Source organism: Aliidongia dinghuensis (assembly GCF_014643535.1).
In the GTDB taxonomy this organism is placed as follows: Bacteria; Pseudomonadota; Alphaproteobacteria; order ATCC43930; family CGMCC-115725; genus Aliidongia; species Aliidongia dinghuensis.
Genome location: NZ_BMJQ01000006.1, coordinates 244348 through 268420 on the forward strand (window position 1 = coordinate 244348; position 24073 = coordinate 268420).

Consider the following 24073-nt stretch of genomic DNA (forward strand, 5'->3'; position numbering starts at 1 on the left):
GCGACGACAGGGGCGCCGCGGACGGGCCGCGGCACCCCCATCCTGCCGTCACGCCGCGTCGCGCGGTGCCACCATGGGAAAGTCGATCGACGTCTTGGCGACCTCGTTCACGTAGTTCGTGAGCGTATTGAGCGCCACATGCAGGACGATCTCGACGATCTGCGCCTCGTCGAAACCGGCCGCCTTCACGGCCGCGACGTCGGCGTCCGACACGTGGCCGCGCTCCCGCACGACCTTGGTCGCGAAGCGCAGCGCGGCGTCGGCCTTCGGATCATTGGACGTGCCGCCGCGGTTGGCGGCGATCTCCGCGTCATCGAGCTTCGCCAGGTTCTTGCCGAGATAGGTGTGCGCCGACAGGCAGTAGCCGCAGGCGTTGAGCTCGGCAACCGCGAGGGCGATGCGCTCGCGCGTCCTGGCGTCGAGCGTGCCTTTGCCGAGCGCGCCGTTCAGGCTCAAGTAGCCTTCGAGCGCAGCAGGACTGTTCGCGATCACCCGGAACAGGTTCGGGACGGAACCGAGCTGCTTGTGGACACCCTCGAGCAACGGTTGGGCCGCGGTGGGGGCCGCTTCGATCGAAGGGATGGTCTTGATGCGGGACATGGGCGTCTTCCTCGCTGGTAACAGGGGCGGGCCGCGTCGGCAGGACCGACGGCGCAAGACATGCCCCCTTCCACGAAAATCGGGTATCCGGCAAAATCGGGAAACATTATCTCGTCGGATGGAATGGTTTCATGGACCGGCTCGAAGCGATCTCGACCTTCGCCGCGGTCGCCGAGGCCGGCGGCTTCTCGGCGGCCTCGCGCCGGCTCGGCGTGCCGCTCGCGACCGTCAGCCGGAAGGTGTCCGAGCTCGAGGCGCATCTCGGCGCCCAGCTTCTGACCCGCAGCACGCGCAAGGTGGCGCTGACCGAGATCGGCCAGCAGTTCCTGGCGGCATGTCGGCGCGTGCTCGACGAACTCGGCGAGGCGGAGCGTCTCGCCTCAGGCGAATATGAGGCGCCGCGCGGCGAGCTCGTCGTGTCGGCGCCGCACGGGCTCGGCAGCCTCTATCTGGGCCCGATCGTGACCGAATTCCTCGTGGCATATCCGGAGATCGACATCGACCTGCGGCTGACCGACCGGATCGTCAATCTGCTGGAGGATCAGGTCGACGTGGCGCTCCGCGTCCAGCACCTGCCCGACAGCAGCCTGATCGCCGTCAAGCTCGGCGAAATCAGCCATGTCGTGTGTGCGAGCGCGGCCTATCTGGCTGCCCACGGAACACCCCGCACAGTCGCGGATCTCTCGCGGCACCAGTGCGTGACCTTCACCGCACTGGGTGCTCCCAGGGAATGGACGTTCCGCGAGAAGGGCGGCACGACGCGGGTGCCGGTCAAATCCCGCCTGTCGGTGACCTCGGCGGCAGCGGCCGCGAGTGCCGCGGCGGCCGGCATCGGGTTGACGCGGCTCCTCTGCTACCAGGTTTCGCAGGCGATCGCCGACAAGCAGCTGACGCTCGTCCTGCGCCAGAACGAGCCCGAACCGCTGCCGGTGAGCCTGGTCTACCCGAACGGCCGGCTCGTCCCGCGCAAGCTCAAGGCGTTCATCGACTTCGTCGTGCCGCGCTTGAAGGAGAAACTGATCTTCGACCCGTAACGCCAGCGTCAGGCACGGACCATGGGACAGCCGCCGTCGGCCAATGGCCGGAACGCCGCCTCGCCCGGGATGGTGCGCACGAGGCGGAAATAGTCCCAGTCGCCGTTGGACTCGGCCGGCGACTTCACCTGGAACAGGTGCATGTCGTGGATCTTGCGACCGTCCTCGCGCACCCGGCCCTGGCCGAACACCGCGTCGTCGGTCGGCAGCTGCTTCATCATGGCGACCGTGTCGGCGCCGCTCGCCTTGGCCTTGTCGATGCCCATGGCCGCCACCGCCTTCAGGTAATGCAGCGTGCCGGAATAGCAGCCGACCTGGATCGTGCAGGGCTTCGCCCCCTTCATCTCGGCCGAATAGCGCGCGGAGAACGCCCGCGTCGCATCGTTCAGGTCCCAATAGAACGCCTCGGTCAAGAGCAGGCCCTGCGCCGTCTTCAAGCCGATGCCGTGGATCTGCGGGATGAAGCACAGGAGTGCTGCGAGCCGCGTGCCGTTGGCGGTGAGCGCGAACTCGCCCGCCTGCTTGATGCTGTTGGCTGCGTCGGCGCCGGCATTGGCGAAGGCGATGACCTTGGCGCCGCTCCCCTGGGCCTGCAGCAGGTAGGACGAGAAGTCGGTCGTCCCCGGGAAGGCGTATTTCACCGTGCCCAGCACCTTGCCGCCGTGCGCCTCGAGCACGCGGCGCGTGTCGGCGACAAGTGAGGCGCCGAAGGCATAGTCGGCCTGGACGAAGAACCAGCTGTCGCCGCCCTCGGCCAGGATGGCGGCGCCGGTCGAGGCCGCGAGCGAATAGGTGTCGAACGCCCAATGAATATGGTTGGGGCTGCACGCAGCACCCGAGAGGTCCGACGTGCCCGGGTTGAGGATCGCCACCTTGTTGCGCTGCCTCGCCACGGTCGCGACCGCAAGCGCCGCCGAGGACACCGGCACGTCGATGATCATGTCGACGCCGTCGCGGTCGAACCAGGCACCAGCCAGGCTCGCCGCCACGTCAGGCTTCGCCTGCATGTCGGCACTCACCATCTCGACGGCGATGTCCGGGTGCAGCTTGGCGAAATCCTCGATGGCGAGCTTGGTCGCGACGACCGAGCCCTGGCCGCTGTCCTCGGCATAGGGCCCAGCCATGTCGGTCAAGACGCCGATGCGGATCGGCGTCGCCGCCCGGGCCCGGCGGAGCGGCACGGCCGCCAACGCCGCGGCGCCGGCCAGCACCGTCCGGCGGCTCATGATCGATGTCATGTTCTTCCTCCCTGATCGGTCTTCTTAGAAGTCGCTCGGATCGTAGATCACGCCGTCCGCCGCATCGCTCTCGTCGGCTTCGAGCGGGTCGCGCGGCAGCACGCGGTGACGCAGCACCAGGCGTGCGAGGGCCAGGCGCCGCGGGTGGTCGAGCCGGTCCGCCTCCCAAGCGAGTGCTGCGGCAGACGTCACGTGGTAGAGCGCGGACGCCGCCTGGCGTGCCGACGCCGTGCCGCCGTCCTCTCCTGCCCGCCGGGCCAGCGCCTCGGCCCGGGCGAGCGCCGGCACCAACTCCGGCAGGCCCGGCACGGCGAGGCCGCGGACGAGACGCCCCAGCGCATCGAGCGCCCCTTCCCGGTCGATCGCGCGCAGCACATCGAGCGCCACCACGTTGCTGGTGCCTTCCCAGATCGAGCCCAGATGGGCGTCGCGCAGGATGCGCGCGTCGGAGAATTCCTCGATGTAGCCGCAGCCGCCGCGCACCTCCATGGCGTCGCCCGCGACCTTGCGCGCGTCGCGGCAGGCGCGGAACTTGATGAGCGGCGTGAGTACGCGCAGCAGCGCATAGGCACCCGCCTCGCCGGCATCCGCCCGGCGCAGCGCGTCCGCCGTCTGGAACATCATGCTGCGCGCCTGCTCGGCCGGGACCAGGATCTTCTGCAATTGCCGGCGCATCAGCGGCATGTCGGCGATCTTCCGGCCGAAGGCAACCCGGTTGTGTGCCACGAACAGCGCCTCGGTCGCGGCCCGGCGCATCAGGCCGGCCGCACGCACGCCGTTCGACAGGCGCGAGTTGTTGATCATGTCGGCCATCTGGCGGAAGCCGGCCGAGAGATCGCCCACGGCCCAAGCGACGGCACCGTCGAGCCGGATCTCGCCGCTCGCCATGGAGCGGGTGCCGAGCTTGTCCTTGAGCCGCACGATCCGATAGGCGTTGGGCGCACCGTCGGCGAGCACGCGCGGCAGCAGGAACAGGCCGACGCCCTTCAAGCCCGGCGGCGCGCCCTCGGGCCGGGCCAGCACCATGGCGAGGTCGGCGTCGGCATTGGAGCAGAACCATTTCTCGCCATGGAGCGCCCAGGTGCCGTCAGGCCGCGGCCGGGCGGTGACAGCCGTGGCGCCGACGTCGGAGCCGGCGCCCTGCTCGGTCATGAACATGGCGCCCTGCGCGAGCTGGTCCAGATCCTGGCTGGTCAACGCCGGCAGGTGGCGTTCGACGAGATCCCGATCGCCGAACTTGCGCAAGGTCCGGGTCAGGCTGTCGGTCATGCTGACCGGGCAGAGCAAGCCGAACTCCGCCTGGGCGAACAGATAGGTGATCAAATACTTGGCGATCGGCGGCATGGGTTCGGACCAGCCGAGCACACCGCCGCGGTGGGAGAGCGCCGCGAGCCCGTACTCGCCGAACGCCAGTTCCTCCATGCGGCGATAGGCTGGGTGCTTCTCGACTGACTGCACATCGGCGCCACGCCGATCCCGGTGGTGCAGGACGGGCGGATGGTGATCGGCGATGCCCGCCCATTCATCGAGCACGCCGCCGGCGAGTGCGCCCAGGCGGTCGAGATGCGGCGCCAGGTGCCGGGCGAGGTCGGCAGGCAGATAGAGCCCGATCAACCGGGCAAGATCGGGATCGGCCCGATAGAGATTGAGCCCGCGGCTGTCGGGCACCGCGGCGGCCAGGTTCATGGAGCCCGTATCCGGCGCCATGGCGTCCTCCCCTATTCCTGTCTTTGACCGCCGAAATGACGCCGCCCGGCCGGTCCAGGCAAACGATTTGATTTGCGCCTGTCTTTAGATAAACTAAAGGCGATGGCGACCCGCCCCCTGCCCTCGCTGACCGCGCTCAAGGCATTCGAAGCGGCCGCGGCGCATTCAAGCGTCACGCGGGCGGCCGAGGCCTTGGGCGTCACCCCCGGAGCGGTTAGCCAACAGATCCGCGAGCTGGAACGCGATCTCGCCGTGGCGCTGTTCACGCGCACGCCGAATGGGCTCGTGCTGACCACGGCTGGCGAGGTGCTGTTTGCGGCGGCGCGCGACGGGCTCGACCGGATTGCGGCCGGCGTGCGCCAGGTCCGGCGGACGATGGCGCGGCCGCTCGCCGTCGGCGCCTATACCCATTTCGCGAGCGGCTGGCTCATCCCGCGCTGGGGCCATTTCCTCGACCGGCATCCGGGCATCGCGATCGAGCTCACCACGACCGCGCAGGTGGAAGAACTCTCGCTCGACCGGTTCGACGCGGTGATCGGCGTCGGGCCCGCGGCGCCGGACGAGACGGCGGCAGACCTTGTCATCACGCCACTGCTGCCGATCGAGCTGGTACCGGTCTGCGTACCGACGCTGGCCGGTCCCGGCTTCGATCTCGCCCGGCATCGCCTGCTGCATTCCCGCTTGAGGCCCGACGACTGGCGCCGCTATCTGGACGCAGTCGGCCTCGCCGGCATCGATCCGACGGCCGGTCTCATGTTCGAGAGCATCGCGCTGGCGATCGATGCGGCGGCGGAGGGGCTGGGCGTGGCCCTCGCCATCCGCTGCCTGATCGATCGCGACCTGGCGCTCGGCCGGGTCGTGATGCCGCTCGACCGGGTCCGCCGCTCCCGCCGCGCCTTCGCGCTCATGCACCGGCCGGCGCTTGCTACCGATCCGGCGATCGTGGCGCTGCGCCGCTGGCTCATTGACGAGGTCGGCTGAAGCCTCAGCGCGGCGCCAGCGCCGGCGGGGACGCGAGGCCGGGCTGGCGCGAGGCGATGAATGCGCCCAGGCCGAGCACGACGAGGCAGACGGCCGGCACCAGCATGGGGGCGGCCGTGCTGCCGGTCGCCTCCTTGACCCAGGGCATGATGTTCTGGCCGACGAAGCCGCCGATGTTGCCGAGCGAGTTGATCGCAGCGATGCCGGCCGCCGCCTGGGCGCCGGAGAGGAGCCGCGGCGGTACCGACCAGAAGCACGGCAGCATGATGTAGAGGCACGGGCCGCCGAGCGCGAGCGCCGCCAAGCGTAGCGCCGGTGCCGCCGCGACCGTGCTGACCACGAAGCAGAGCACGCCGACCACGACGGCGACGCCGACGCAGCGCAGCGTCTGAGATGGCGTGCGAAGCCGGCCCGGCAGCCACAGCAGCATGAGCGAGGTCAAGGCCCACGGGATCATGTTCAGGAGCCCGTTCACCGTGCTGCTGACACCGAAGCCCTTGACCACGGTCGGCAGCCAATAGCTGATGCCGTAGATCGAGGTCGAGACCATCATGTAGAAGAAGGCGAGTACGAAGATGCGGCCCTGGGTCAACACCGCAAGCGGGTTGCCGTGCCGCGGCGCCCGCGGCTGGTCGCGCTGGACCGCGAGCAGGATTGCTGCCTGCTCGGACTGGTCGAGGAACTTCGCATCGCGCGGCCCGTCCGGCAGCAGCTTCCAGGTAACGAAGGTCAAGGCGACCGGCACGATGCCGGTGACGAGGAATACCCAGCGCCAGCCCTCGAGCCCGAGCATGCCGTCCATGTCAAGCAGCACGCCGTTGATAAGCGCGCCCACCATGTTGCCGAGGCTGCTGCCGAGCGTGAAATAGCCCACGACCTGCACCCGGTAGCGCTCCGGAAACCACAGCGTCATGTAATAGAGCACGCCCGGATAGAGCCCGGCCTCGGCGGCGCCCAAGAGGAAGCGCAGCACGTAGAACATCGTGGCCGAGCTGGTCCAGGCGAGCGCCAGGGTGACGAGGCCCCAGGTCAGCATGATGCGCGCGATCCAGCGGCGCGCGCCGAACCGGTGCAGTGCCATGTTGCTCGGGATCTCGAAGATCAGGTAGCCGATGAAGAACAGCGACGCGCCAAGGCCGTAGGCGACCTCGCTCATGCCGAGGCTGCCCAGCATCTGCAGCTTGGCGAAGCTGACGTTCTGCCGGTCGATGTAGGCGACCAGATAAAGCAGGATCAGCAGCGGCAAGAGGTGCCAGGCCGCCTTCTTGACGGCACGGTCTTCCTGTTCGTTCATCGTTCCTCCCGATTATGTTCTTGAGATCGCGTGAGCGGGTCAGGGCGCCTCGTCGGCCGCGCCCCCCGGCGACGGCCGCTTGCGCCGTACCGGGCGCGGCGGGTCGGCCGCGCCCTGAAAGAATTCCGGATGCATGCGCATCATCTGCTGGCTCGACGCGAAGACGCCGCGCAGATGCGTGCGCATCGCGACGACGGCGCCCTCGCGGTCGTGAGCGATCACGGCCTCGATGATCCGTTCGTGCTCGGTCAGGATCGAGCGCCGCTTGAACGTGTGCCGGGCCGCCAGATGGCGGATGCGATCGAGATTGACCTTGGCGGCATCGACGACCTGCCAGGCCGCCTCCTGGCCGGCGACGGTGATGAGCGTGCGATGCATCGTCTCGTCGGCGGCGAAGAATTCGCGTTCGGACGGGGCCGAGCGTTGCTCCGCGATGATGGCGCGCAGCGCCGCGGCGTCCTCAGCCGTGCAGCGTGCGGCGGCCTCGCCGATCGCCGCGCATTCGATCGCCTCGCGCACGAACTGGTCGCTGAACACCCGGTCGATCACGATGGGCGCCACGAAGGTGCCGTATTGCGGCAGGATCGAAACGAGCTTCTCCTCCTCGAGCTTGCCCAAGGCCTCGCGGATCGGCGTGCGGCTGACACGGAAGAGCGCCGCCAGCTCGTTCTCGGACAAGGACTGCAGTGGCACATAGTCGCCGGCCACGATCTGCCGGCGCAGATGGCGGTAGATCTGCACCGCGATCGTGGCGCGGCGACCGCTCGTCAACTGGACATCGATGGGCGCGTCCATGCTCCCGCCACCGCTTCGTCGCTCGGATTTTGCCGCTTGCATGCAAGTACCCTAGCATATTAAGACGAATGCACCAGACGCATTTTCACGGCCGGCCCGCGTCCCCGCGGTCCACAATCAGAAGGGTCGCCCGCGGCCGGGTGGCGAGGAAACGCATCGAGGATCATCGGACAATGGCAAGCGACAGTTCACCGAAGCCGGCTGCGCGAAAACAGGCCAAGGACCTGCGCTCCGCCCGCTGGTTCGGGCCGGCCGACCTCCGCTCGTTCGGCCATCGCTCACGGGCGATGCAGATGGGCTATTCGCCCGAGGAGTGGCAGGGCAAGCCGATCATCGCGATCGTCAACACCTGGTCCGACCTGCAGCCCTGCCACGCCCATTTCAAGACCCGCGTCGAGGACGTGAAGCGCGGCATCCTGATGGCCGGCGGCTTCCCGGTCGAGCTGCCGGCGCTCTCGGTGTCGGAGAGCTACGTCAAGCCCACGACCATGATGTACCGCAACATGCTGGCCATGGAGACGGAGGAGCTGCTGCGCTCCCACCCGGTTGACGGCGCGGTGCTGATGGGCGGCTGCGACAAGACCACGCCCGGCCTGTTGCTGGGCGCCACCAGCATGAACATTCCGGCGATCTTCGTGCCGGCCGGCCCCATGCTGCGCGGCAATTTCCAGGGCAAATACCTGGGCTCGGGCTCCGACAGCTGGAAATACTGGGACGAGCTCCGCGCCGGCAAGATCACCGAGGAAGACTGGCACGGCGTCGAGGGCGGCATCGCGCGCTCCTACGGCACCTGCATGACCATGGGCACGGCCTCGACCATGACGGCGATCGCCGAGGCGGCGGGCATGGTGCTGCCCGGCGGCTCCTCGATCCCGGCCGCCGACTCGGGCCATATCCGCCTCGCCTCCGAGTCCGGCCGGCGCATCGTCGAGATGGTCTGGGAAGACCTGACGCCGCAGAAGATCCAGACGCGGCCGGCGTTCGAGAATGCGATCGCCGTCGCCATGGCGATGGGCTGCTCGACCAATGCGATCATCCACCTGATCGCCATGGCACGCCGCGCCGGCCAGGACATCGGCCTTGATGATTTCGAGCGCGCGAGCCGCAAGGTGCCGGTCATCGGCAACGTACGGCCGAGCGGCACCGCCTATCTGATGGAGGATTTCTTCTATGCCGGCGGCATCCGCGGCCTGATGGACCGGATCCGCCAGCATCTCCGTCTCGATTGCCTGACCGTGAGCGGCAAGACCCTGGGCGAAAACATCGAAGGCGCCAAAGTCTTCAACGACGACGTCATCCGCACGACCGACAACCCGATCTACGGCGAGGGCTCGCTCGCGGTCCTGAAGGGCAACCTGGCACCCGACGGCTGCGTCATCAAGCCGGCCGCCATGGACCAGCGGTTCCTGAAGCATTCCGGCCCGGCGCTCGTGTTCGACGACTATCCCTCGATGAAGAAGGCGGTCGACGACGAGAATCTCGACATCACGGCCGACCATGTGCTGGTGCTCCGGAACGCCGGCCCCCAGGGCGGCCCGGGCATGCCGGAATGGGGCATGCTGCCGATGCCGAAGAAGCTCCTCAAAGAAGGCCACCGCGACATGCTGCGCCTGTCGGACGCGCGCATGAGCGGCACCAGCTATGGCGCCTGCGTCCTGCATGTGGCGCCGGAATCCTACATCGGCGGGCCGCTGGCCCTGCTCAAGACCGGCGACATCGTGTCGATCGACGTCGCGGCCCGCAGCATCCGCATGGAAGTGTCGGACGAGGAGCTGGCGCGCCGCCGCGCCGAGTGGGTGCCGCCGCCCGTCCGCTTCGAGCGCGGCTACGGCTGGGTCTTCACCAAGCATATCCAGCAGGCGAGCGAAGGCTGCGACTTCGACTTCCTGCGCACCGACTTCGGCGCTCCGGTGTCCGAACCGGTCATCTATTGACGAAAGGCGCTCCGATCATGACCACGCTCAAGCCCGAGACGCGCGACAAGCTGAAGAAGGTCAGCACGGCGACGCTCGCGACGGCCCTCTTCAAGCGGGGCCTGCGCAACCAGTTCATCCAGGACGTCCAGCCCTTGCGAGCGCGCAAGGAAACCATGGTCGGCGAGGCCTTCACGCTCCGCTACATCCCGGCGCGCGAGGACCTGAACCCGATCACCGTCTTCCGCGACCGGCAGCATCCGCAGCGCCAGGCGGTCGAGCAATGCCCGCAGGGCGCCGTCATGGTGATCGACAGCCGCAAGGACCCGCGCGCCGCCTCCGCCGGCTCGATCCTGGTGACGCGCCTCATGGTGCGTGGCGCTGCCGGCATCGTGACCGACGGCGGCTTCCGCGATTCGGCCGAGATCGCGGCGCTCGACATGCCGTCCTATCACAGCCGGCCATCGGCGCCGACGAACCTGACCTTGCACCAGGCGATCGACATCAACGTGCCGATCGGCTGCGGCGATGTGGCGGTCTGGCCGGGGGACGTCGTCGTGGGCGATGCCGACGGCGTCATCATCGTGCCGGCGGCGCTGGCCGACGAGATCGCCGACGAAGCGGTCGAGATGACCGCTTACGAGGATTTCGTGACCGAGCGGGTGCAGGGCGGCCAATCGATCCTCGGCCTCTATCCGGCAACGGACGAAGCGAACCTCGCCGCGTTCGAGACCTGGCGGAAGGAAAAGGGGCGCTGAGGAAACGCCCCTCGCCCGCGCGAGTGGGAGAGGGAGGGGACCCGGCCATCGGCCGGGGAGGGTGAGGGTCGAGCGGCTGAAGCACCCTCACCCGCAAGCGGGCGAGGGTATGCGGCTAAGCAACAAAAAGCACCGCCCAAACGCGGGCCTAATGGGGAAGGAAACGCACATGGGTTCGCATTGGTGGCGTATCGGCGGCTCGTTGATGATCGGCCTGTTTGTCGCCTATCTCGACCGCAGCAACCTGTCGGTCGGCCTGCCGACGGTGGCCCAGGATATGGGCTTCGCCGGTGACCGGTTCGCCGTCACGTCGAGCTTCGCGCTCACCATCTTCCTCATCGGCTACGCGCTCGCCAACATCCTGGGCGGCATCCTGACCCGGCGCATGGACCCGAAGACGGTCGTCACCTGGAGCTTCGCCATCTGGTCCATCGCGACGGTGGTGATCGGCTTCAGCTCGTCCTTGACCGTGCTGCTCGTCTGCCGGGCGATCCTCGGCGTCGCCGAAGGCATCTATTGGCCGCAGCAGTCGCGCTTCGCCCGCAGCTGGTTCGCCAGCCACGAGCTCACCAAGGCGAACAGCCTTATCCAGTATTACGGCCAGTACCTGGCGCTGGCGCTGGGCTTCATGATCCTGACGCCGATCTATCAGGCGTTCGGCTGGCGCCCGCTGTTCTTCCTGACCGGGGGCTTGGGCCTCGTCTTCATCGTGCCGCTTTATTTGAAGGCGCTCCGGCCCGGGACCGAGGCGCCTTATCGCGAGACGGAAGGCGGCCGGCCGAACGCGCCGCTCACTTTCGAGGCGCTCGGCGGGCTCTCCTTCGTGTTCCTGGTGTTCAGCTACGTGACCCAGGGCATGCTGTTCTGGGGCATCACGCTGTGGATCCCGCTCGTCGTGAAGTCGCTGGGCTTCACCGGCTGGGCACAGGCGGTCGCAAGCGCGCTGCCCTATGCCGCCGCCGTCCTTTGCGCCATCCCGATCGCGCTGGTGAGCGACCGGACCAACAAGCGCGTCCTGATCGCATCGCTGGGCCTGCTCATCCCGGGCGCCCTGCTGCTGCTCCTGCCGCTGGTCGACGCCCCCGCGGCGAAGCTTGCGCTCATCACGGTGGCGCTCGGCCTCTATGCCGGCAGCTTCACGCCCAACATCTGGTCGATCCTGCAGTCGAGCGTGGCACCCGAGGCGATCGGCCCGGCGTCAGGCATCATGAACGGGCTCGGCGCCGGCGGCGGCGGCACGATCGCGGGCTTCCTCGTGGGCCTGCTCTACAACAGCACCGGCTCCTACATGCCGGGCTTCGTGATCCTGGGCGGGCTCGTCATCCTGGGCGGCCTGTCGCTGCTCGCCTATGGCCGCATGCGGGCGCCCCGCATGGCGGCGCAAGCAGCGGTCGGCTGAGGGGCGTCGCCCTCTCAGTGCGACATCAGGACGGGCACGGTCATCTGCTGCAGGATCGATCGGGTGACGCCGCCCAGCACCATCTCGCGCACGCGGGAATGGCCATAGGCGCCCATGACGATGAGATCGCTGCCGAAGTCCGCGGCGCGCGACAGGATCTCGTCGGCCGGATCGGTTGCCGCGGTGAAGCTGCGGCCGGTCTCGACCGGGATGCCGTGGCGCGCCAGATGCCGCGCGATATCGGCACCCGGCTCCTGGCCGTGCGCATCCACGCCCTGCTTTGGGTTGACCGCGAGCACGGTGACCGCCCGGCAGGCCTTCAAGAGCGGCAGCGCGTCGCGCACGGCGCGCGCCGCCTGGCTGCTGGCGTTCCAGGCGATGAGCGCGTGCCGCTCGATCCGCTCGAACCGGCCGGCATAGGGCACGATCAGCGCCGGGCAGCCGGCATCGAGCACGACATCGGCCGGGTCGGGCGCGTCGAGCGGACTGTCGTCCGGCCGGCGCTGGCCCAGGATCACCAGGTCGGCATAGCGGGCATGGAGCACGGTCTCCGGCCCCGGATAGCCGCGCGCCACGCGCCATTCGGCCGAGACGGCCTCGCGCTGGGTCGCAGCCTCGAAGCCCGCGCGCACCTTCGTCGAGCGGGCTTCGAGTCGGGCGAGCGTCTCGCGCAAGGCCGCGTCGAACAGCGTCGTGTCGAAGCCGGCCGAATGAAGGCTGCCCTCGGCCGTCGACGAGGGGTGCAACCCGACCAAATGGGCGTCGAACCGCTTGGCGAGCCCGATCGCGAGCGCCAGGCGGTCGTCGTTCGCCGGCCCGGCATCGAGCACGACCAACAGATCCTTGAGGCTCATCGACGTTTCTCCCGTTGGCGTTTTGCTTGTTCAGGCGGTCTGGCTCCGGCGGACGCCGGCGAGCACCTCCTCGGCGCTGCCAATAGGGCGGCGGCCAGATCGTGAGGCGCCACCGGATTCAACCTAGAACGCTCGACCACAACCGCTCATTATATGGCCTGTTCTTCACAGAGCGGTTAGGATTCCAAATCATAGTCCAAGACGACTACCGCCCCAGGTCGTAAATCCAGGGGTGCGCCGTGACGGCGAGTTGCCGAGACGGCGGATCGAGCCGGTTTTGAGGACCTTTACGTGCCCGGCGACTTCGAGAACGGGACCAAAATGCGCGCAGTTCAAGCGGCCGTATTGGCGCTCACGCGCCGTCAACGTCTTCTGGTCGTCGAGTCGGCCCGGCCCGCATGCGGGATGGCGTGGCCATGAACGCCCGGATCGCGCGCGTGATACGGTCGGTTTCGCGCGGCGACGCGCTGCTGGCGTTGGGTGCGCTCGCGATCATCTGGTGCGCCGCGGTGATTCATCTGACCCAGGAACGCCAGCTGTTCCTGCATGCGGCGCGCGACAACGCGCGAAACCTGAGCCAAGCCTTTTCCGAACATATCCTGGGCGAGATCCGGTCGGTCGATCAGACCTTGCTCCTGCTGCGCCGGGACTGGTCGCGCGATCCCGACAGCTTCCAGCTCGCAGACTGGGCCGCCGCAACCCAATCGATCGACGAGCTCGCGATCCAGCTGTCGCTCGTCGGCCCGACCGGCACCTTGCTGCAGACCAACGTCGGCCGCACCGCGCCGATCGACCTGTCCGATCGCGAGCATTTCAAGGTGCAGCGCGATGCCAGCACGGATGCACTCTTCATCAGCCAGCCGGTGCTGGGGCGCGCCTCGGGCAAATGGACGATCCAGTTCACCCGCCGGCTCCTCGACCGCAGCGGCGCCTTCGCCGGCGTCGTCGTCGGCTCCATCGACGCCCTGCAATTGTCGCGCTTCTACGAGTCGATCCGCGTCGGACGCCACGGCGCGATTGCGCTCGTCGGCCTCGACGGCGTCGTCCGCGCCCGCGCGCCGCTCGCGGACGGCGTGCTCGGCCACCAGATGGCCGGCGCATCATTCATCGCGGCGGTAGCGGCCGCGGATGACGGGGTCTACACCGCTGGGAGCGAACTCGACGGCACGCGCCGCATCGTCGCGTTCCAGCGGGTGACGGGCCTGCCTGTCGTCGTGCTGGTCGGGCTCAGCGAGGCCGATGTGCTGCGGCCGTTCCTGCAGGACCTCTTGTCGTATCTCGTCGTCTGTTTCGCGCTGTCGGCGGCCGTGCTGTGTGCGCTCGCGGTCTCTGCGCACCACCGCCGGCGGCACCGGGCCGCCAAGGACGCGCTCGACGCCACGCTCAACAACGTGGCGCAAGGCGTGCTCATGATCGGGCCCGACCGCAGCATCAAGGTCATGAACCCGAAGGTGGCCGAGCTCTTAGGCCTGCCGCCGGAACTGCTCGCGGGCAATCCCACCTTCGACGACCTGACCGCCTGGCAGATCGAAGCCGGCGAGTTCGGTCCCGCCACGCCGAAGAGCGCCCTGCGCGAATTCATCGAGGCGGGCGGCATCGCGCTCGGCGAAAACGTCTACGAGCGCGAGCGGCCGAACGGACGGCACATCGAGATCCGCACGCGCGTGCTGCCGGACGGCTCCGCCGTCCGCACCTATACGGACGTCACGCAATTTCGCCAGTCGGAGCGGGCGTTGGCCGAGGCGCGCGACGCGGCCGAACAGGCGAGCGAGGCGCGGGCGCGCTTCCTCGCCGTCGTCAGCCATGAGATCCGGACCCCGATGAACGGCGTCATCGGCCTCGCCGAACTGCTGCAGCGGACCGAAATGACCGACGAGCAGAAGCGCTGGGTCGACACGCTCAGGGCATCGGCCGACCATCTCTTGCGCCTGATCGACGACATCCTGGAATTCACCCGGCTCAACGTCGACGGGATCGAGTTCGAGCGCGTGCCGTTCGACCCGGTCGCCATCGCGCGCGAAGCCTTCCTATGCATCGAGGCCCACGCGGCGAAGAAGGGCCTCGCCCATGCGATCATCGAGCCGGAGACGTCCTGCGTCGTCGAGGGCGACCCGGCGCGCCTGCGCCAGGTGCTGATCAACCTGCTGGGCAACGCGGTCAAGTTCACCCAGGACGGTTCGGTACGCCTGCTCGTCCTGCCGCCCGAGATCGGCGAGCACGAGGCCACCTGGCACTTCCTGGTCCAGGATACGGGCATCGGCATCGCCGCCGACGCGCTGCCGCGGCTGTTCCACGAATTCACGCAGGTCGACGGCTCGATCGCCCGCCGGTTCGGCGGCAGCGGCCTCGGCCTCGCCATCTCCAAACGGCTCGTCGAGCGCATGGGCGGCACCATCACGATCTCGAGCGAGATCGCGCGCGGCAGCGTGTTCGAGGTCAGCGTGACGCTGCCCTTGAGCGCGGTGCCGCTTACGGCCCTTGAGGAAGCGCCCGCCCTGCCGTCGGAGCGGCAATTCTGCGCCTTGTCGGTCCTGCTGGCCGAGGACGATTCCATCAACGCCATGGTCGCGATCGCCATGCTCGAACGGATGGGCCATCGTGTCGCCTGGGTCGAGGACGGCGCCGCCGCCGTCGAAGCGGCCACGACGGCGCACTTCGACCTGATCCTGATGGACATGATGATGCCGGTCATGGACGGGCTGACCGCCACCCGGGCGATCCGCGCGCTGCCGGGCGAGCGCGGCCAAGTGTCGATCTACGCCTTCACGGCCAACGCCTTCAAGGAGGATGGCGAGCGCTATCGCAAGGCCGGCGCCGACGGCTACCTGACGAAGCCCATCCGGTTCGATGCCCTCTTGGCCGTGACGGAACGCCTCGCCACCCCGCGCCCGGTCGACGCAGTGCCCGAGCCGCCGGCGCAACGGGCCGGGGTCATGCTTGCAGGGGTCATGCATGCTGCGCCCACGCATGCTGGGCCCATGCATTTCGACGAGCCCGTCATGGCGGCGCTGATCGCCAATCTCGGCATGGAGACCGCCGGCCGGATCAGGGACCGGTTTCTGAGAGACCTGCCGCAGCACCTGTCGCGGATCCGGACGGCCGCGTCCAAGCGGGACTGGGCGGCGCTCACCCGCGAGGCCCATTCGCTGAAAGGCGCCGCCGCATCGCTCGGCCTCAGATCCATCGTCGAAACAGCGGCGACGCTCGAGCAGCAGTCGGCCGGCCCGGACATCCCCGGCTGCGCCGAGACGATCGACGCGCTCGACCGCTGCGCCACAGCAGGCGCCGCCGCCCTCCGCGCCTTCGAAATGGCGGCGGCTTGAGTTGAAAATCCAATTGGCTGCGGCCGCCTTCGAGTCGTCCGTGATCAATCGATAGCGCATTGATCACGGACGACTATGAAGCCCATATTCGGTAAGTTACGGACTCGCAAAAGATTTCATGGCCAAACAGGTACGCCGTCCAGCCCCGCGGTTTCTGGCAGGCCGCAGATCAGGTTCGCATTCTGCACCGCCTGACCGGCCGCTCCCTTGCCGAGATTGTCGACCACGCCCATCGCGATCACCAAGTTGCGCTCTGGATCGGCCGCATAGCTGACGAACGCGAGGTTCGAGCCGGTAGCCCATTTGGTCTGTGGCGGCTTGTCGGTCACGCGGACGAACGCCCGTCCGGCGTAGAAGCGCCGGGCCGCGTCCAAGCACTCGCCCGTGGTGGCGCGGCCGCGGCAGTAAATGGTGGCGAGTACGCCGCGGGTCATCGGCACCAAGTGTGGCGTGAATACCAGCCCGGCCGCGCTCCCGCCACTCAGCCGCTCGATCGTCTTGGCAATCTCGGGCATGTGGACATGCTTGAGCAGACCGTAGGGCAGCAAGTTCTCGTTGCTCTCGGCGTAGCCGAACTTGCTGTCGGCGCCGCCCCGGCCGGCACCGGAGATGCCGGTCTTGACGTCGACCACGATGTTGCCAGGCTCGATCAGCTTGTTGACCAGCAGCGGCGCCAGCGCGTTCAGCGTCGCCGCGGGGAAGCAGCCGGGGTTGGCAACGCGGATCTGACCCTCGATCTGGGCTGGCCAGACGTCGGCCAGGCCGTACGCCCAACCCTCGACGTAGCGGTGGTCGCCGCCGATGTCGACGATTTTCACGTCCTTGGGGACGCGCGCCAGCGCCTCGGCCGAGGCGCCCGTGGGCAGCGACGCGAACAGCACGTCGAGCTTCGGCAGGGTCACAGGGTCCCACTTCTCGATCACCAGCTCGGCCAGCTTGGCCGGCACACCGGGGAAGCGGTCCACCAACCGGCTGCCGGCGCTGCCCTCGCCCGCGGCGTAAATTAGCTCGAATGACGGGTGGCTCGCGACCAGGCGCATCGCCTCACCGCCGCCAAAACCGCTGATCCCGACAATGCCGACGCGAATGCTCATGGTGGTGTCCTACTGCTGGAGTGAGCGAACAAGTTTAGCGAACTCGCGCTGCCGGCGCGGCGGCTCAGGCCGCAAGCGGGCGTTCCATGAACACCAGCCAATTGCGCAGGTCGTCGGGCACGTCAAACGACCCGGTCGCGACCGCGATGCTTGGCTTGGCGCAGCCCGTTTGTTCGTCAGACCCACGCATTCCCTGCCCCCGCCCTTGCAGGCTCAGCGAATCACGATCCGACCTCACAAGCGAGGGTTTTTCAGCGGCCTGTTAGGTAAACCCTCACCCCAAAGCCGTCAGTCCGCTTACCACCCCACTCAATCGCCCCGATAAGGCTTTCAACCTCGCCCCATCAAGCCCGCGGCGGTCGGTCGACGCCGATGGCGGCCAGTGCCGAGGCGAGGCTCATCGACACGTCGCCCGCGGCGTCGACGGTCTCCCAGTCGAGCGGACCGATGTGCAGCGCCACCTGCCGGCGCACGACGGCGGGCGTTGCGTCGGACGCGTCGCCCGACCGTCCGGCGACGCGCGCCACGAGCGTCTCGACCGGCGCCGTCAGCCAGAGCCCGTGGAAGCTGACGCCCGCGCGCCGGGCGAGCTCGGCCATCGCCCGGCGCTCCTCCGGCTGCGCGAAGACGGCATCGGCGATCACGCTGCAGCCGGCAGCGAGCGTCACGGCCGTCTCGTCGGCGAGACGGCCGTAGACGGCACGCGCGTTGTTCAAGCCATAGGCACCTTCGGGCAGGTGCTGCGTCTCCGCCACGTCCCACATCCGCTTGCGGATCACGTCGCTGCGCAAGACGCGCGCGCCGGGCGCCGGCAGCATGAGCGGCGCCAGCTCGCGCGCCAGCGTCGTCTTGCCGGTGCCGCTGAAGCCGCCGACGGCGACCAGCCGCGGGCGCTCAGGCCGCAGGGCCTCGGTCGCAAGCGCCAGATAGGCGCTGGCCTCGGCCATCGCCGCGGCGCGCAACGCCTCGTCCGGCTCGCGCCGGGCCGCCGTCTCGGTCACCTGGGCCCGGATCGCGGCCCGGAGCGACAGGAACAGCGGCAGAAGCGGCAGCGCGTCCTCCTCGTCCATCAGGTCGAAATAGCGGTTGAACACCCGGTTGCCGAGGTGATCGAGGCCGCGATGATGCAGATCCATCAGCAGAAAGGCGAGATCGAACACGATGTCGATACAGGCGATCGAGCGGCTGAACTCGATGCCGTCGAACAGGGTCGGCCGGCCATCAAGGAGGCAGATGTTGCGCAGGTGCAGATCGCCGTGGCACTCGCGCACCTTGCCCGCGAGACGGCGCCGTTCGAGCAGTTCGCGCTGGGCCGCGAGCGCCGCATCGACCGCCCGGCGCCACGATGCGATCTCGGCGAGCGAGAAGGCCGCGCCCGGCCGCAAGTTGATCCGCGTCGTCTCGATCGCCTCGGCGATGCCGGCGGCACCACCCTGGTCGGCCACGGGCGCGGCGGCACGATGCACGTCGGCCACCCGTTCGGCGAGCGCCACGAGCAGGTCGGGCGTGAGCCTGCCGGCCTCGGCCATCCGGTCGAACAGATCGGCCTCGTCGAACCGGCGCATGACGACGACCCAGTCGACCGGCGTGCCATCGCCGCCGAGCGAGAGCCGGCCGTCGTCGCCTTCGGTCACGGGCCGGACGTCGAGATAGAGGGCCGGCGCGAAGCGGCGGTTGAGCGCATATTCGTCCCGGCAGGCGATGCGGCGCAGCCGTTCGGACGAATAGTCGAGATAGGAATAGCGAACGGCGCGCTTCAGCTTGTAGGCACGATCGCCGGCCAGGAAGATGATCGAGGCATGGGTTTCGACGCGGGTGACCGGATGCCCGCCGTGGGTGGCGGGATCGCCCAGCAATGCAATGGTGCGGGTCTGGTCCTCGTCCGCCATGGCGGTCCTCCCCGCCATCGAGGATAAGGTCCGATCGGCGCGCGTGCCTTGACCTAGATCAATACCGGCAACTGCGCACGGGATCATTTTTGGCCGGCCGAGAGCGAAGGAGCCGTCGATGCGCGCCATGACCCTGGAGAAACCGCGGTCCCCCCTCGTCGCCACGACGCTGCCGACGCCGGCGCCCGGGCCGGGACAGGTCTTGATCGAGGTCAGGGCCTGCGCGGTCTGCCGGACCGACCTCCACGTGGTCGACGGCGAGCTTGCGGCACCCAAGCCCCATGTCGTGCCGGGGCACGAGATCGTCGGCATCGTGATCGCGACCGGTCAGGGCGTCGAACGGTTCGGGCCGGGCGATCGCGTGGGCGTGCCCTGGCTCGGCTGGACCTGCGGCACCTGCGGCTATTGCCGGTCGGGGCGCGAGAACCTGTGCGACCAGGCGCGCTTCACCGGCTATCAGATCGACGGCGGCTATGCGGAATACACGGTGGCCGACGCGCGCTTCTGCTTCGCGATGCCCGAGAGCTACCAGGACGTCGAGGCGGCGCCGCTGCTCTGCGCCGGCCTGATCGGCCACCGGGCGCTCCGGATGGCAGGCGACGTCGGCCGCATCGGCATCTACGGCTTCGGCGCCGCCGCCCATATCGTGGCGCAGGTGGCGCGTTTCGAGGGGCGCGAGGTGTTCGCCTTCACCCGCCCCGGCGATACGGCGGCGCAGCGCTTCGCGCGGTCGCTCGGCGCCGCCTGGGCGGGCCCCTCCGATGCGCCGGCGCCGGTGCCGCTCGACGCGGCGCTCATCTTCGCGCCCGCCGGCCCCTTGGTGCCGCAGGCCCTGCGCGCGACTGCCAAGGGCGGCACGGTCGTCTGCGCCGGCATCCACATGTCGGACATTCCGTCCTTCCCCTATGAATGGCTGTGGGGCGAGCGGACAATCCGCTCCGTCGCCAACCTCACGCGGCAGGACGGCGAGGCGTTCCTGGCGCTCGCCCCCAAGGTTCCGGTGCGGACGACGACCCAGCCGTTCGCGCTTGACGACGCGAACGAGGCGCTCGCCGCCCTGCGCAGGGGCGACCTGACCGGCGCCGCGGTGCTGGTCCCGCGGTAGGCTGGTCCCGCATGCTGTGACGTCAAGGCCGCTTGCTAAGCCCCCGGCAGCAGCCTAGCGTTTTCTGCTGTCTCCTCAATTCCGCAATCCCTCTCACGAGCCGCGGCCGGCTGCCATGCGTGCCTTCGAACTGGCTATTCGTATCAAGGGGGATGCCGCCCTTGGAGCCCAGCTCTATCGCGAGCTGCGCCGGCTCATTCTCGAAGGGCGCCTTCGCCATGGCGAGAAACTGCCCTCGAGCCGGGATCTCGCCCTGACGCTCAGGCTATCGCGCAAGACGGTGCTCGAGGCGATCGCCCGGCTCACGGCGGAGGGATATCTGGCCACCCGCCACGGATCCGGCACCTTTGTGGCCATCGAACCGAACGATTTGGCGGCGCCGAAGTCGCCCGTGGTGAGATCGCGCCGCCTCAGCCCCTGGGCGGAAGCCTTGCCCGCAATTCCCACCATCGCCAGCGCCCTCGATGCGCCGATCGATTTCCGTCCCGGACTGCCCGATCTCAAGTCGTTTCCGGCGGAGGCGTGGCGGCGCGCTTCAGCACGCAAACTGCAGGACGCACGCCGGCAGATCGGCTTCTACGGCGACCCGGCCGGCGACAGCATCCTGCGCGAGGAGCTGGCGCAGCACCTTGCCCTGTCGCGCGGCCTGAAGGCGACCGCGCGCGACGTGATCATCACCAATGGGGCACAGCAAGCCTTTGATCTGCTTGCACGGCTTCTCGTCTGTCCGGGTCTTTGCGTCGCCGTCGAGGACCCCTGCTACCCGGGTGCCGTGGTTGCGCTCAAGGCCGCGGGGGCGCGGCTGGTCCCCGTTCCCGTCGACGAGGAAGGGCTGATCGTATCGCGGCTCCCCGACGATGCGGCGATCGTCTACGTGACGCCCTCGCACCAGTTCCCGCTGGGCTACACGATGTCTCTGACGCGGCGCCTGGCCCTGCTCGATTGGGCGCGAGCCCGCAACGCGCTCATCATCGAAGACGACTACGACAGCGAGTACCGCTACAGCGAGCGGCCTCTGGAAGCGCTCCAGGGGCTGGACGGGAGTTCCTCAGTTGCCTATGTCGGGACCTTCTCGAAGACCCTGCTCCCGGGTTTCCGCCTCGGCTATCTCGTAGCACCGCCCGATCTGCGAGGCCCCCTGCTGGCAGCCAAATGGATCAGCGACCGTCACGTTCCAAGTCTGGCGCAAATGGCATTGGCCGAGTTCATGTCGGACGGGTCCTTTGCTAGCTACCTTCGTCACATGCGCCGGATCTATGCGGAACGGCACGCGATCCTGTCGGAAGGGCTGGCGCGCATCGCTCCAAGGGCGCTCCGCGTCATCCCCTCCCACGCCGGGCTGCACCTCACGGCCCTGCTTGCCGACGCTCTCGATGAGACCGATCTCGCCGCCCGGGCGCGCGAGGTCGGCGTCGGGCTCTATCCCCTGTCGGGCTTCGGGATCGCCGTTCGCCCGCCCGGATTTCTCTTCGGCTTCGGCAACCTGCCTGTAGCCCTCATCCGAGACGGCCTTGGCCGTCTTGCCGCCCTCCTGGCAGAAAGCGGCGAAGTGCGAGCCGCAGGTCATGGCGCGATGAAAGCGACCTCGTAAGCCTGCCAACGCACGGCCACATCGGAAATATGCAATATAGTACTACTTTATCCACGGCTCGTGGACCGAAGCTCGCGATTTCATGCGAGATACCGCGTGAAAAGTGGCCTCCTGTCCGAGCGAAATAGTGGTTCCGATCGCTCATAGTGCAATATATTGCTTGTTCCTCCTCGCGCGCGGCGGACAATGTGCTGGAAGGCTCGCCCGGCCGGCCAGTTCGATCCACCCACGAGCAGCACAGCGATCGCCCGCAGCCGTCGCGCAGGAGGAAGCATGACCATCGCCATCTCAACCCGCCGATCCGGCTCCTATGGCCTCAGAAACCGCGCGGCCCTGTGCATCGCCCCGGTAGCGGCGCTGATCTATCCCTTCACACTCAAGCTCTTCAATTTTGCGGTCACCGCCCGCGCGGCCTCGGACGGTTCCGCAAGCGACGTTGCGCTCGCTGCGTTCGCGCTGTTTCTCTCCTTCGCGCTGCCGGCCGCGACCCTCGTATCCGCGACGCGCCTTGCCGAGCTGGAGATGCCCACGGCGGCACAGCTGCGCGCCAAGCGGATTGCGATCTTTTCGGTCGCCGCGCCGACAATCTTTGTCTTTATCGGCGTGCTGCTCTACATGGCCGGCGACCCGATCCCCGATACCTGGGCGTGGGTCGCCTTCTGGGCTGTGCTCACGTTGTTGGTGCTTCGTGCTGACAATGGTGCGCCGGCCATCTTGGAGGCAAAGCCGATCGCGGCGGCGCTGCGCGTCGCGCACGGCATCGCGGCACTGGCGATCATCCTCATCTTTCTGGGCTTCCACCTCACGAACCACCTCGCCGGCCTTTCCGGACCCGAGGCGCACACCGCGTTCCAGAAGGTGGTGCGCCACGTGTACCGCGCCAGGATCGTCGAGCCTTTGCTGGTAGCGCTGTTCTTCTTCCAGGTCGGATCGGGGCTCTATTTCGCCTTTCGTCACATGGCGAAACCGATGGATCGCTTCCGCGCATTCCAGGTCGCGTCGGGCATGTATCTCGCGTTCTATGTCGTCGGCCACATGGATTCGGTCTTCATCTTCGCGCGGACCTATCTCGGCATCGATACGGGCTGGGGCTTCGCCACGGGTGCCCCAACCGGGCTCGTGAAGGACGCTTGGAACATCCGCCTCGTCCCGCACTGCGCGCTGGGCGTGTTCTTCGTCCTCGCCCATTTGGCCGCAGGGCTGCGGGTCGTGCTCCTCGCGCACGGCATGCGCAAAGAAACTGCCGACAGGGTGATGATTGGCGGTGCTGCGACCGGCGGCCTCGTCGCGGCGCTCATCATCCTCGCGATGTGCGGCATGCGGCTGCAATTCGCTTGAGCAGGGCGGCGAACCCGCGCCCTTTAGGCTGACGCGATCTCCTCGCCCAGCTCCCGGGCCGCCTCAGCGGCATAGTGCCGAAGATGCTCCGCCACCTCTGCCGCCGCCGGCCAGTAGCCATGGGCCTCCAGATCGCATGCAACCTTCTGGACAAGGGCGTCCTCGCCCGGTGACGTCGCTTCCGCCACGACCAGGCGTTGGGCATAACCGGTCGCAGCCTCGCCGGTCAGACCCAACCGCTCGGCGGCCCAGAGGCCGAGCAGCCGGTTGCGCCGCGCGGCGATCCTGAACGGCAACTCCCGCTGCTGGATAAACCGGTGTTCCTCCGCCCGCTCGCGGTCGTCGAACATCGTCATGACCCGCCTCCCATCGCCGGGCGAGCGGTATCACCGCTCGCCCGGCGCCTGTTACCGAAACGCCGCGAAGTGCCGCGGCAGCTCCGCGACCGGCAACCTGGTCAGGTCCTTCGGCACCTCGGCCGCGAGCTTGGCGCGGGTCGCCTCGTCGAGGGCCGCCAGATAATCCGGCAAGGACCGCGGCGCCGCGAACAGCACCAGCTTGTCGAACCGGTGGGCGTTGTTCGCCTCGTTCAAATGAGCTGCAACCTCATGCGCGAACGCGGCCTTGCGCAGACGCTGCCCATCGTGACGGAGCACCATCGTGTGATGGTCGACGGCGGCATTTTCGTGCGCGCGCGCCGGATGATCAGCCTCGAGCAGGTGCTCGAGGGGCTGCGCCGTGGGCGATGCATATTCCGCGACGACATCGTATCCGGAACTCGTCCGCGACCGCGTCAGCACCCGGGCGTGCGCGCCATCGGCCAGCACGAACCAAGTCACCTTGCGCTTAATCATCGGCCTAGTCCTCCCGATATCGGCCCATCTATTTGCGCAGCGACCGCTGGAACATGCGGTCCGCCTTCTCGTTGGCGGACTTGGCGTCGGCCTCAGCGGCCTGCGCAGCGGCGAGCGCTTGCTGGGCCGTGGCGGCCGCCTGTGCCGCCTGCTGCTTCGCCGCTTCGGCATTCTGACTCGCGGAGTTCAACAAAGCACGATCCTGATCGCTGAGCGAGTTGCAAGCACCGAGCGCCAGGAGCGGGGGCACGACCAGCGAAAGCATCTTGATCCGCGTCATTTCTTCCTCCTTCACGTTTTTTTGGA

The 24073-nt window shown here is 68.3% G+C and carries 21 protein-coding genes; 9 read left to right on the plus strand and 12 right to left on the minus strand.

Annotated elements, in window-relative coordinates:
- Nucleotides 1-48 precede the first annotated feature (48 nt).
- On the minus strand, nucleotides 49-600 hold the full coding sequence (locus IEY58_RS13490; protein WP_189046515.1) for a carboxymuconolactone decarboxylase family protein: 552 nt from the start codon (nucleotides 598-600) through the stop codon (nucleotides 49-51).
- Nucleotides 601-731: 131 nt separating this feature from the next.
- On the opposite strand from IEY58_RS13490, the gene IEY58_RS13495 reads away from it, so the two are divergent.
- Nucleotides 732-1634, plus strand: coding sequence for a LysR family transcriptional regulator (locus tag IEY58_RS13495; RefSeq protein ID WP_189046517.1), 903 nt, complete (start codon nucleotides 732-734; stop codon nucleotides 1632-1634).
- An 8-nt stretch (nucleotides 1635-1642) separates the two neighbouring features.
- On the opposite strand, the gene IEY58_RS13500 is transcribed toward IEY58_RS13495, so the two are convergent.
- Complete coding sequence (locus tag IEY58_RS13500) at nucleotides 1643-2872, minus strand: ABC transporter substrate-binding protein (protein ID WP_229743703.1); 1230 nt, start codon at nucleotides 2870-2872, stop codon at nucleotides 1643-1645.
- A gap of 24 nt (nucleotides 2873-2896) precedes the next feature.
- Nucleotides 2897-4579 (minus strand): acyl-CoA dehydrogenase family protein, encoded by a 1683-nt coding sequence (locus tag IEY58_RS13505; protein ID WP_189046519.1) that lies wholly within the window; start codon nucleotides 4577-4579, stop codon nucleotides 2897-2899.
- A gap of 102 nt (nucleotides 4580-4681) precedes the next feature.
- Between IEY58_RS13505 and IEY58_RS13510 the strand changes: the two genes are divergently transcribed.
- Nucleotides 4682-5560, plus strand: a complete 879-nt coding sequence (locus IEY58_RS13510) for a LysR substrate-binding domain-containing protein (RefSeq protein ID WP_189046520.1) — start codon at nucleotides 4682-4684, stop codon at nucleotides 5558-5560.
- Between the two features lie 4 nt (nucleotides 5561-5564).
- Here IEY58_RS13510 and IEY58_RS13515 read toward each other — a convergent pair whose 3' ends face one another.
- Nucleotides 5565-6854, minus strand: a complete 1290-nt coding sequence (locus IEY58_RS13515; RefSeq protein ID WP_189046522.1) for an MFS transporter — start codon at nucleotides 6852-6854, stop codon at nucleotides 5565-5567.
- Nucleotides 6855-6893: 39 nt separating this feature from the next.
- Nucleotides 6894-7649, minus strand: a complete 756-nt coding sequence (locus IEY58_RS13520; protein WP_189046524.1) for a GntR family transcriptional regulator — start codon at nucleotides 7647-7649, stop codon at nucleotides 6894-6896.
- 173 nt (nucleotides 7650-7822) lie between these two features.
- On the opposite strand from IEY58_RS13520, the gene araD reads away from it, so the two are divergent.
- The 3 genes from araD to IEY58_RS13535 all read left to right on the plus strand — a co-directional run bounded on the left by araD (nucleotide 7823) and on the right by IEY58_RS13535 (nucleotide 11719).
- On the plus strand, nucleotides 7823-9583 hold the full coding sequence (gene araD, locus IEY58_RS13525; RefSeq protein ID WP_189046526.1) for an L-arabinonate dehydratase: 1761 nt from the start codon (nucleotides 7823-7825) through the stop codon (nucleotides 9581-9583).
- A gap of 17 nt (nucleotides 9584-9600) precedes the next feature.
- Nucleotides 9601-10320, plus strand: coding sequence for a ribonuclease activity regulator RraA (locus IEY58_RS13530; protein WP_189046528.1), 720 nt, complete (start codon nucleotides 9601-9603; stop codon nucleotides 10318-10320).
- A gap of 169 nt (nucleotides 10321-10489) precedes the next feature.
- Entirely contained in the window at nucleotides 10490-11719 is a 1230-nt protein-coding gene (locus IEY58_RS13535) for an MFS transporter (RefSeq protein ID WP_189046530.1), read from the plus strand.
- Nucleotides 11720-11733: 14 nt separating this feature from the next.
- Here IEY58_RS13535 and IEY58_RS13540 read toward each other — a convergent pair whose 3' ends face one another.
- Nucleotides 11734-12573: a universal stress protein gene (locus IEY58_RS13540; RefSeq protein WP_189046532.1), complete on the minus strand. Its 840-nt coding sequence runs from the start codon at nucleotides 12571-12573 to the stop codon at nucleotides 11734-11736.
- A 416-nt stretch (nucleotides 12574-12989) separates the two neighbouring features.
- Between IEY58_RS13540 and IEY58_RS13545 the strand changes: the two genes are divergently transcribed.
- Nucleotides 12990-15896 (plus strand): ATP-binding protein, encoded by a 2907-nt coding sequence (locus tag IEY58_RS13545; RefSeq protein WP_189046534.1) that lies wholly within the window; start codon nucleotides 12990-12992, stop codon nucleotides 15894-15896.
- Nucleotides 15897-16012: 116 nt separating this feature from the next.
- Here the strand turns inward: IEY58_RS13545 and argC are convergent, their stop codons facing one another.
- From argC to IEY58_RS13555, 3 genes are all read right to left on the minus strand, one after another.
- Nucleotides 16013-16990 (minus strand): N-acetyl-gamma-glutamyl-phosphate reductase, encoded by a 978-nt coding sequence (gene argC, locus IEY58_RS13550; RefSeq protein WP_189046536.1) that lies wholly within the window; start codon nucleotides 16988-16990, stop codon nucleotides 16013-16015.
- A gap of 64 nt (nucleotides 16991-17054) precedes the next feature.
- Nucleotides 17055-17180, minus strand: a complete 126-nt coding sequence (locus IEY58_RS34620; protein WP_268237570.1) for a hypothetical protein — start codon at nucleotides 17178-17180, stop codon at nucleotides 17055-17057.
- Between the two features lie 154 nt (nucleotides 17181-17334).
- Complete coding sequence (locus tag IEY58_RS13555; RefSeq protein WP_229743704.1) at nucleotides 17335-18879, minus strand: bifunctional aminoglycoside phosphotransferase/ATP-binding protein; 1545 nt, start codon at nucleotides 18877-18879, stop codon at nucleotides 17335-17337.
- Between the two features lie 118 nt (nucleotides 18880-18997).
- Here IEY58_RS13555 and IEY58_RS13560 point away from each other — a divergent pair, with 118 nt between their 5' ends.
- The 3 genes from IEY58_RS13560 (at nucleotide 18998) to IEY58_RS13570 (ending at nucleotide 22913) form a co-directional block, all read left to right on the plus strand.
- Nucleotides 18998-19984, plus strand: coding sequence for a zinc-dependent alcohol dehydrogenase family protein (locus tag IEY58_RS13560; RefSeq protein WP_189046540.1), 987 nt, complete (start codon nucleotides 18998-19000; stop codon nucleotides 19982-19984).
- A 115-nt stretch (nucleotides 19985-20099) separates the two neighbouring features.
- Complete coding sequence (pdxR, locus tag IEY58_RS13565) at nucleotides 20100-21575, plus strand: MocR-like pyridoxine biosynthesis transcription factor PdxR (protein ID WP_189046542.1); 1476 nt, start codon at nucleotides 20100-20102, stop codon at nucleotides 21573-21575.
- 273 nt (nucleotides 21576-21848) lie between these two features.
- A complete protein-coding gene (locus IEY58_RS13570; RefSeq protein ID WP_189046544.1) occupies nucleotides 21849-22913 on the plus strand; it encodes a hypothetical protein in 1065 nt (354 codons plus the stop codon).
- 23 nt (nucleotides 22914-22936) lie between these two features.
- Here IEY58_RS13570 and IEY58_RS13575 read toward each other — a convergent pair whose 3' ends face one another.
- Genes IEY58_RS13575 through IEY58_RS13585 form a run of 3 tightly spaced genes read right to left on the minus strand, consistent with a single transcriptional unit; the run spans nucleotide 22937 to nucleotide 24047 of the window.
- Nucleotides 22937-23269 (minus strand): DUF1476 domain-containing protein, encoded by a 333-nt coding sequence (locus tag IEY58_RS13575; RefSeq protein WP_189046545.1) that lies wholly within the window; start codon nucleotides 23267-23269, stop codon nucleotides 22937-22939.
- 51 nt (nucleotides 23270-23320) lie between these two features.
- Complete coding sequence (locus IEY58_RS13580; protein ID WP_189046547.1) at nucleotides 23321-23767, minus strand: host attachment protein; 447 nt, start codon at nucleotides 23765-23767, stop codon at nucleotides 23321-23323.
- Between the two features lie 28 nt (nucleotides 23768-23795).
- Nucleotides 23796-24047, minus strand: coding sequence for an alanine-zipper protein (locus IEY58_RS13585; protein ID WP_189046549.1), 252 nt, complete (start codon nucleotides 24045-24047; stop codon nucleotides 23796-23798).
- Nucleotides 24048-24073: the final 26 nt, after the last annotated feature.

Excerpts from the sequence above, each read along its gene's own strand:
- IEY58_RS13490 (WP_189046515.1), bottom strand. The coding sequence starts at position 600 with ATGTCCCGCATCAAGACCATCCCTTCGATCGAAGCGGCCCCCACCGCG.
- IEY58_RS13495 (WP_189046517.1), top strand. The coding sequence starts at position 732 with ATGGACCGGCTCGAAGCGATCTCGACCTTCGCCGCGGTCGCCGAGGCC.
- IEY58_RS13500 (WP_229743703.1), bottom strand. The coding sequence starts at position 2,872 with ATGACATCGATCATGAGCCGCCGGACGGTGCTGGCCGGCGCCGCGGCG.
- IEY58_RS13505 (WP_189046519.1), bottom strand. The coding sequence starts at position 4,579 with ATGGCGCCGGATACGGGCTCCATGAACCTGGCCGCCGCGGTGCCCGAC.
- IEY58_RS13510 (WP_189046520.1), top strand. The coding sequence starts at position 4,682 with ATGGCGACCCGCCCCCTGCCCTCGCTGACCGCGCTCAAGGCATTCGAA.
- IEY58_RS13515 (WP_189046522.1), bottom strand. The coding sequence starts at position 6,854 with ATGAACGAACAGGAAGACCGTGCCGTCAAGAAGGCGGCCTGGCACCTC.
- IEY58_RS13520 (WP_189046524.1), bottom strand. The coding sequence starts at position 7,649 with ATGGACGCGCCCATCGATGTCCAGTTGACGAGCGGTCGCCGCGCCACG.
- araD (WP_189046526.1), top strand. The coding sequence starts at position 7,823 with ATGGCAAGCGACAGTTCACCGAAGCCGGCTGCGCGAAAACAGGCCAAG.
- IEY58_RS13530 (WP_189046528.1), top strand. The coding sequence starts at position 9,601 with ATGACCACGCTCAAGCCCGAGACGCGCGACAAGCTGAAGAAGGTCAGC.
- IEY58_RS13535 (WP_189046530.1), top strand. The coding sequence starts at position 10,490 with ATGGGTTCGCATTGGTGGCGTATCGGCGGCTCGTTGATGATCGGCCTG.
- IEY58_RS13540 (WP_189046532.1), bottom strand. The coding sequence starts at position 12,573 with ATGAGCCTCAAGGATCTGTTGGTCGTGCTCGATGCCGGGCCGGCGAAC.
- IEY58_RS13545 (WP_189046534.1), top strand. The coding sequence starts at position 12,990 with ATGAACGCCCGGATCGCGCGCGTGATACGGTCGGTTTCGCGCGGCGAC.
- argC (WP_189046536.1), bottom strand. The coding sequence starts at position 16,990 with ATGAGCATTCGCGTCGGCATTGTCGGGATCAGCGGTTTTGGCGGCGGT.
- IEY58_RS34620 (WP_268237570.1), bottom strand. The coding sequence starts at position 17,180 with ATGCGTGGGTCTGACGAACAAACGGGCTGCGCCAAGCCAAGCATCGCG.
- IEY58_RS13555 (WP_229743704.1), bottom strand. The coding sequence starts at position 18,879 with ATGGCGGACGAGGACCAGACCCGCACCATTGCATTGCTGGGCGATCCC.
- IEY58_RS13560 (WP_189046540.1), top strand. The coding sequence starts at position 18,998 with ATGCGCGCCATGACCCTGGAGAAACCGCGGTCCCCCCTCGTCGCCACG.
- pdxR (WP_189046542.1), top strand. The coding sequence starts at position 20,100 with ATGCGTGCCTTCGAACTGGCTATTCGTATCAAGGGGGATGCCGCCCTT.
- IEY58_RS13570 (WP_189046544.1), top strand. The coding sequence starts at position 21,849 with ATGACCATCGCCATCTCAACCCGCCGATCCGGCTCCTATGGCCTCAGA.
- IEY58_RS13575 (WP_189046545.1), bottom strand. The coding sequence starts at position 23,269 with ATGACGATGTTCGACGACCGCGAGCGGGCGGAGGAACACCGGTTTATC.
- IEY58_RS13580 (WP_189046547.1), bottom strand. The coding sequence starts at position 23,767 with ATGATTAAGCGCAAGGTGACTTGGTTCGTGCTGGCCGATGGCGCGCAC.
- IEY58_RS13585 (WP_189046549.1), bottom strand. The coding sequence starts at position 24,047 with ATGACGCGGATCAAGATGCTTTCGCTGGTCGTGCCCCCGCTCCTGGCG.